This is a genomic window from Zavarzinia sp. (assembly GCF_041650655.1).
Taxonomy (GTDB): domain Bacteria; phylum Pseudomonadota; class Alphaproteobacteria; order Zavarziniales; family Zavarziniaceae; genus Zavarzinia.
Genome location: NZ_JBAZKR010000161.1, coordinates 1 through 6,279, shown reverse-complemented (window position 1 = coordinate 6,279; position 6,279 = coordinate 1). Strand labels below are relative to the sequence as shown.

The window sequence follows — 6,279 nt, the reverse complement described above, 5'->3', positions numbered from 1 at the left end:
GTCCTCCTCCTCCTGCAAGCCTTCAGCGAACTGGCGAAGCGCCTGTTGATCATCGCCGGCCGGCTGGAGGATGCCGGGCGCGGCGGCCATCACACCGCGGCCGAGGTCGAGGCGGAACGCCTGCTGGCACAGAACGGCCCGGGGGAAGAGCGCTGATGGCGGCCCCGCTTCGTCCGCAGGAGGCCGCTCATGGCTGAACTTCTGGCGCAGAACCTGGCGCCGATCATGTTCGCCTCGCTGATCGTCTTCCTGCTGCTCGGCTATCCGGTGGCCTTTTCGCTGGCGGCCAATGGGCTCGTGTTCTTCGCCTTAGCCGTCGAGCTGGCGCCCTATGCGCCGGAGACCATCACGCTCTCCTGGCCCCTGCTCCAGGCCCTGCCCGACCGGGTGTTCAACACCATGTCGAACGAGGTCTTGCTGGCCGTTCCCTTCTTCACCTTCATGGGCCTGATCCTGGAGCGATCGGGCATGGCGGAAGACCTGCTCGATACCATCGGCCAGTTGTTCGGCACGATCCGCGGCGGCCTCGCCTATGCCGTGATCTTCGTCGGCGCCCTGCTCGCCGCGACCACGGGCGTGGTCGCCGCCTCGGTCATTTCGATGGGGCTGATTTCGCTCCCCATCATGCTGCGCTATGGCTACGACCGGCGGGTCGCGGCCGGCGTCATCGCCGCCTCCGGCACGTTGGCGCAGATCATTCCGCCCTCCCTTGTGCTCATCGTCATGGCGGACCAGCTCGGCCGCTCGGTCGGCGACATGTATGAGGGTGCCTTCCTGCCCGGCATCATCCTGGCCGGGGCCTATGCCCTCTATGTCCTGCTGATCAGCCTGGTCGCCGGCAAGGCGGCGCCCGGCCTGCCCGTCGAGGCGATCGGCCACCGCGAGCAGTCGGGCGCCCGCGGGGTCTGGCAGCTCGGCGTGCTGATCGCCTTTTCCGCCGCCATCGCCTATCGCGCCCTGCACGAGGCCGAGGTGAAGGCCGGGGCCGATTTCGTCATCCTCAGCATTTGCGTCTCGACCGTGGTGGCGCTGATCTGCGCCCTGCTGAACCGTTTCCTGGGCGCGCGGCGGATCCTGCTCTGCGCCCTGACGGCGGCCAGCGCGGTGGGCCTGCATCTCTACTGGCGTCAGCAGGGGCCGGGGACCGCCACCGTGCTCAGCGAACTCCTGGCCGCCGGTGCGCTCTACGCCCTGGTCGCCGCGGCGATCGAGCGGGCGACGGGCTTCCGCCTGGTCTCGCGCATGGCGGAGCAGGTCACCTTCGTCATGGTGCCGCCCCTCCTCCTCATCTTCCTGGTGCTGGGCACGATCTTCATCGGCGTCGCCACGCCGACCGAGGGCGGCGCCATGGGCGCCTTCGGCGCCGTGCTGCTGGCGGGCGCCAAGCGGCTGGCCGACGGCAACCCGAACCGGCTGAACCGGACGATCGTGGTGCAGGCGACGCTGTCGACGGCGAAACTCTCGTCCTTCGTGATGTTCATCCTGATCGGCTCGCGCGTCTTCTCGCTCACCTTCTACGGCGTCAACGGCCACCTCTGGGTCGAGCATCTGCTGACCTCGCTGCCGGGGGGCGAGGTCGGCTTCCTGGTGGTCGTCAATCTCCTGGTCTTCTTCCTGGCCTTCTTCCTCGATTATTTCGAGCTGGCCTTCATCATCGTGCCGCTGCTGGCGCCGGTCGCCAATGCCCTCGGCATCGATCTCGTCTGGTTCGGGGTCATGCTGGCGATCAACATGCAGACCTCGTTCATGCACCCGCCCTTCGGCTTCGCGCTGTTCTTCCTGCGCTCGGTCGCACCGCGCGAAGCCTATGCCGACCGCATCACCGGGCGGCGCATGGAACCGGTGACGTCGGGCCAGATCTATTGGGGCGCCGTGCCCTTCGTGCTGATCCAGCTCGTCATGGTGGCGGTGGTGATCGCCTTCCCCGGCCTGGTCACCCACTACAAGGGCACGGCCACGACGATCAGTCCGGGCGCGGTGCAGAACACTTTCGACCAGCTGCAGATTCCGGGCGGGGACGACGACAACGGCCTGCCCGGCCTGACGGGACTCGGCAAATGACCGGCCCCGCGACACCAAAAACGGGAGGAAACTCAATGAAGCGTCGTGAATTCCTGACCGCGGCAGCGGGGGCGACAGCCGCCGCCACGGCCGTCGCAGCACCCGCGATCGCCCAGACAGCACCCGAAGTGAAATGGCGCCTGACCTCCGGCTTCCCGAAGTCGCTCGACACGATCTTCGGTGCCGCCGAAGTCTTCTCGAAATATGTCTCGGACGCGACCGACGGCAAGTTCCAGATCCAGGTCTTCGCGGCGGGCGAGATCGTCGGCACGTTCCAGGCGGTCGACGCGGTCGAGAGCGGCACGGTCGAGATGGCCCATACCGCGTCCTATTATTACGTCGGCAAGAATCCGACCTTCGGCGCCATCACGGCGCTGCCCTTCGGCCTCAACCCGCGCCAGCAGAATGCCTGGCTCTATTATGGCGGCGGCAACGAACTGGTGAATGAATTCACTGCCAAGCACAAGATCCGTGCCTTCCCGGGCGGCAACACGGGCACCCAGATGGGCGGCTGGTTCCGCAAGGAGATCAAGACGGTCGAGGACCTCAAGGGTCTCAAGATGCGGATCGCCGGCCTCGCCGGGCAGATCATGGCCAAGCTCGGCGCCGTGCCGCAGCAGGTCGCGGGCGGCGACATCTATCCCTCGCTGGAACGCGGCACGATCGATGCGGCCGAATGGGTCGGCCCCTATGACGACGAGAAGCTCGGCTTCTACAAGGTGGCGCCCTATTACTATTACCCCGGCTGGTGGGAAGGCGGCGCCACGCTGCATTTCTTCGTCAACATGGACAAATGGGCCGAACTGCCGAAGAGCTACCAAGCCGTGCTGGAAGCCGCGGCGGCGGCGGCCAACGTCATGATGCAGGCGAAATACGACGCCGTGAACCCGGCGGCGATCCAGCGCCTGGTCGCCAACGGCACCCAGCTTCGCCCCTATTCGTCCGAGATGATGCAGGCAGCCTATACCGCGGCCCAGGAACTCTATGGCGAGATTTCAGCCCAAAATGCCGACTTCAAGAAGATCGCCGACTCCCTGACCGCCTTCCGCGACCAGGAATACCTGTGGTTCCAGGTCGCCGAATATACCTACGACAGCTTCATGATCCGCGGCCGCAAGAAGTAATCGCCCGGGCCGGCCTCCAGGTGCAAGGGGGCCGGCCTTGGCTTAGGCTGGGGGGCCGTTCGTCGAGAGGTCCGCCCATGCGCAAGGTCGAGGTTCCCCCCGGTGCCGCCCCGGTGACCCATTCGACCTTCGACAATCTCCAGGGACTCGCCTTCGGCGTCGTCATGGTCGCCTTCGGGATCACCATGCTGAAGGCGATGGGGCTGATCACCGGCCAGGCGGCCGGCCTCGCCTTCCTGATCTCCTATGGCACTGGGGCGGATTTCGGCCTCGTCTTCTTCCTGATCAACATCCCCTTCTACATTCTTTCCGCGCTGCGCCTGCCGCGCGGCTTCACGCTGCGCTCGATCGCCTGCGTCGGCGCCATTTCCACCCTGGCCAGACTCGGGCCGCATCTGATCCGTTTCGAGCATGTCGAACCTTTCGCGGGCGCCGTCGTCGCCGGCTTCTGCATCGGCATCGGCTCGATCGGCCTGTTCCGCCATGGTGCCAGCGGCGGCGGCGTCGGTATCCTCGCCTACTATATCCAGGAACGCACCGGGTTCCGTGCCGGCTGGCTCCAGCTCGCGATCGATGCCGCCCTGTTCACCGCGGCGGCCTTCCTGCTCGACGGCATGGCCGTGCTGGTCTCCATGGTCGGCGCCGCCGCCTTGAACCTCCTGGTCGCGTTCAACCACCGGCGGGACTGGTATATCGCCCGCTGAACCAGGAAAGCCCTGCCAGCGTGCCGGCGCGAGGCACATATTCGCAGCCGACGAAGCCGGCGTAACCCAGGCGGTCCAACTCGTCGAACAGGAAGGGATGGTTCAACTCCTCCCCGTCCGGTTCGTGGCGCGACGGCACGCTGGCGACCTGGACATGACCGACGATCGGCATCAGGCGGCGCAGGGCCTCGGTCACGTCGCCGTGCAGGATCTGGCGGTGAAAAATGTCGAATTGGAGCTTCAGGTTGGGCAGCGCGAGTTCGGCGATCAGGGCCTCAGTGAAGGCGAAATCGTCGAGGAAGTAACCGGGCATGGAACGGCGGTTGATCGGCTCGATCATCAGCTCGAGGCCTTGCACCGCCAGGCGTTCCGCGACCTCGGCGACGGCATCGCGATAGGCGCCGCTGGCCGCCGGATCGGCCTTCTCGGCGATGCCGGCCATCAGGTGCAGACGCTTCGCCCCCGTCGCCCCCGCATAGGCGAGCGCCCGCTCGACCCCGGCCCGCAGATCCGCCCGCCTTCCAGGCAGGGCGGCGAGGCCGCGCTCGCCCGCCGCCCAATCGCCCGGCGGCAGGTTGAACAGGGCGAGGGTCAGGCCATGGCGAGCCAGCCGTGCCGCGATCGCCTCGGCCGGATGGTCATAGGGGAAGAGGCATTCGACGGCCGAAAAGCCGGCCTCCGCAGCCGCCTGGAAACGGTCCAGGAAGGGCCATTCGGTGAACATCAGGGTGAGATTGGCGGCAAAGCGGGGCATGGCCCCTTGTAGCACGGCGGCTCGCCGTGCTGCACTCGAACGGCCTGCGAGACGAGTCCATGAGCCCCGACGAGATCACCAGCCTGTCCGCCCTCGAGCTTGCCCGGGCGATCCACACCCGCCGCCTGCGCTGCCGGGCGGTGATGGAAGCCTTCCTGGCCCGGATCGACGCCGCCAATCCGGCGATCAACGCGCTCGTCTCCCTGGCCCCCACGGCAGACCTGCTGGATGCCGCCGATACCGCCGACCAGGAATTGGCGGACGGCCATTCGCGCGGCTGGCTGCACGGCATGCCGACGGCGATCAAGGATCTCGCCCATGCCAAGGGCCTGCCCACCTCCTTCGGCTCGCCGCTCTATGCCGGGACCAAGACGGTGGCCGATTCGATCCATGTCGCCCGCCTGCGGGCGGCCGGGGCGATCTTCGTGGCCAAGACCAATACGCCGGAAATGGGCCTCGGCTCCCATACCTACAACCCGGTGTTCGGCATCACGCGGAACCCGCTCGATCTCACGAAATCGGCCGGCGGTTCCAGTGGCGGGGCGGCGGCGGCACTGGCGGCCCATATGCTGCCGATCGCCGACGGCAGCGACATGATGGGCTCGCTCCGCAATCCCGCCGCCTTCAACGCCGTGGTCGGCTTCCGGCCGAGCTTCGGCCGCGTGCCGGACGAATCGCCCGAGTGCTTCCTGGGCCAGCTCGCCGTGATCGGGCCGATGGCGCGGAACGTGGCCGACGCCCATGCCCTGCTCGCCACCATGGCCGGCTATGACGCCCGGGATCCCCTGTCGCTCGACGATGCCGACCTCAGCCTGCCCGAAAACGCCTTCCCGAAGCGGCGGATCGGCTGGCTCGGCGATTTCGGCGGCTATCTGCCGGTCGAGCCCGCGGTGACGCAGCTCTGCGAAGCCGCCCTCGGTGCCTTCGAGGATCTGGACCTCGCGGTCGAGAGCGTCGAGCCCGGTTTCGCCATGGACCAGCTCTGGCGTGCCTGGGTCCGGCTCCGCCAGTTCCAGATCGCCGGCACGCTGGCCGCCGATTTCGAGAACGAGGCCCGCCGCGCCCGCCTGAAGCCCGAGCTGCAATGGGAGATCGAAGGCGGCCTCGGCCTCTCCGGACGCGACATCCACGCAGCTTCGGCGACGCGGAGCGCCTGGTACCGCCACCTGCTCCACCTCTTCGCGCGTTACGACTTCCTGGTCTTGCCGGCGGCCCAGCTCCTGCCCTTCGACGCCGAGATCGACTGGCCCCACGAGGTCGCCGGCCGCACCATGGACAGCTATCACCGTTGGATGGAAGTGGTGATCGGCCCCAGCATGGCCGGCCTCCCGGTCGCCGCCATGCCGGCCGGTTTCGCGGCCAACGGCCTGCCCGCGGGGCTTCAGATCATCGGCCCGCCGCGTGCCGATGCGGCGACACTGGCGGCGGCCCTGGCCTATGAGAAGGCGCGGGCCTGACGGCTGGTCGGGGCGACAAGATTCGAACTTGCGACTTCTTGCTCCCAAAGCAAGCGCTCTACCAGGCTGAGCTACGCCCCGACGCGCCCCTTCCTACACGAGGGGCGCGGCCCGTTCAATGGAAGGCCCTGAATTCCACCCGGTCGCCGACATGGATGCCAAGGCGCGCCACCGTGCCG

The 6,279-nt window shown here is 67.6% G+C and carries 5 protein-coding genes and 1 tRNA gene; 4 read left to right on the top strand and 2 right to left on the bottom strand.

Annotated features, from left to right (window positions below):
• Positions 1 to 189 precede the first annotated feature (189 nt).
• From WC493_RS21165 to WC493_RS21155, 3 genes are all read left to right on the top strand, one after another.
• Positions 190 to 2,061 (top strand): TRAP transporter large permease subunit, encoded by a 1,872-nt coding sequence (locus tag WC493_RS21165; RefSeq protein ID WP_373068265.1) that lies wholly within the window; start codon positions 190 to 192, stop codon positions 2,059 to 2,061.
• A gap of 35 nt (positions 2,062 to 2,096) precedes the next feature.
• Positions 2,097 to 3,185, top strand: coding sequence for a TRAP transporter substrate-binding protein (locus WC493_RS21160; RefSeq protein WP_373068263.1), 1,089 nt, complete (start codon positions 2,097 to 2,099; stop codon positions 3,183 to 3,185).
• A 77-nt stretch (positions 3,186 to 3,262) separates the two neighbouring features.
• A complete protein-coding gene (locus WC493_RS21155) occupies positions 3,263 to 3,889 on the top strand; it encodes a YitT family protein (protein ID WP_373068261.1) in 627 nt (208 codons plus the stop codon).
• Here WC493_RS21155 and otnI read toward each other — a convergent pair.
• Complete coding sequence (otnI, locus tag WC493_RS21150) at positions 3,855 to 4,643, bottom strand: 2-oxo-tetronate isomerase (protein WP_373068259.1); 789 nt, start codon at positions 4,641 to 4,643, stop codon at positions 3,855 to 3,857. The two genes, WC493_RS21155 and otnI, sit on opposite strands and share 35 nt — an antisense overlap.
• Before the next feature lie 59 nt (positions 4,644 to 4,702).
• Here otnI and WC493_RS21145 point away from each other — a divergent pair, with 59 nt between their 5' ends.
• Positions 4,703 to 6,100: an amidase gene (locus WC493_RS21145; RefSeq protein ID WP_373068257.1), complete on the top strand. Its 1,398-nt coding sequence runs from the start codon at positions 4,703 to 4,705 to the stop codon at positions 6,098 to 6,100.
• 4 nt (positions 6,101 to 6,104) lie between these two features.
• Here the strand turns inward: WC493_RS21145 and WC493_RS21140 are convergent.
• Positions 6,105 to 6,181 (bottom strand) — tRNA-Pro (locus WC493_RS21140).
• Positions 6,182 to 6,279: the final 98 nt, after the last annotated feature.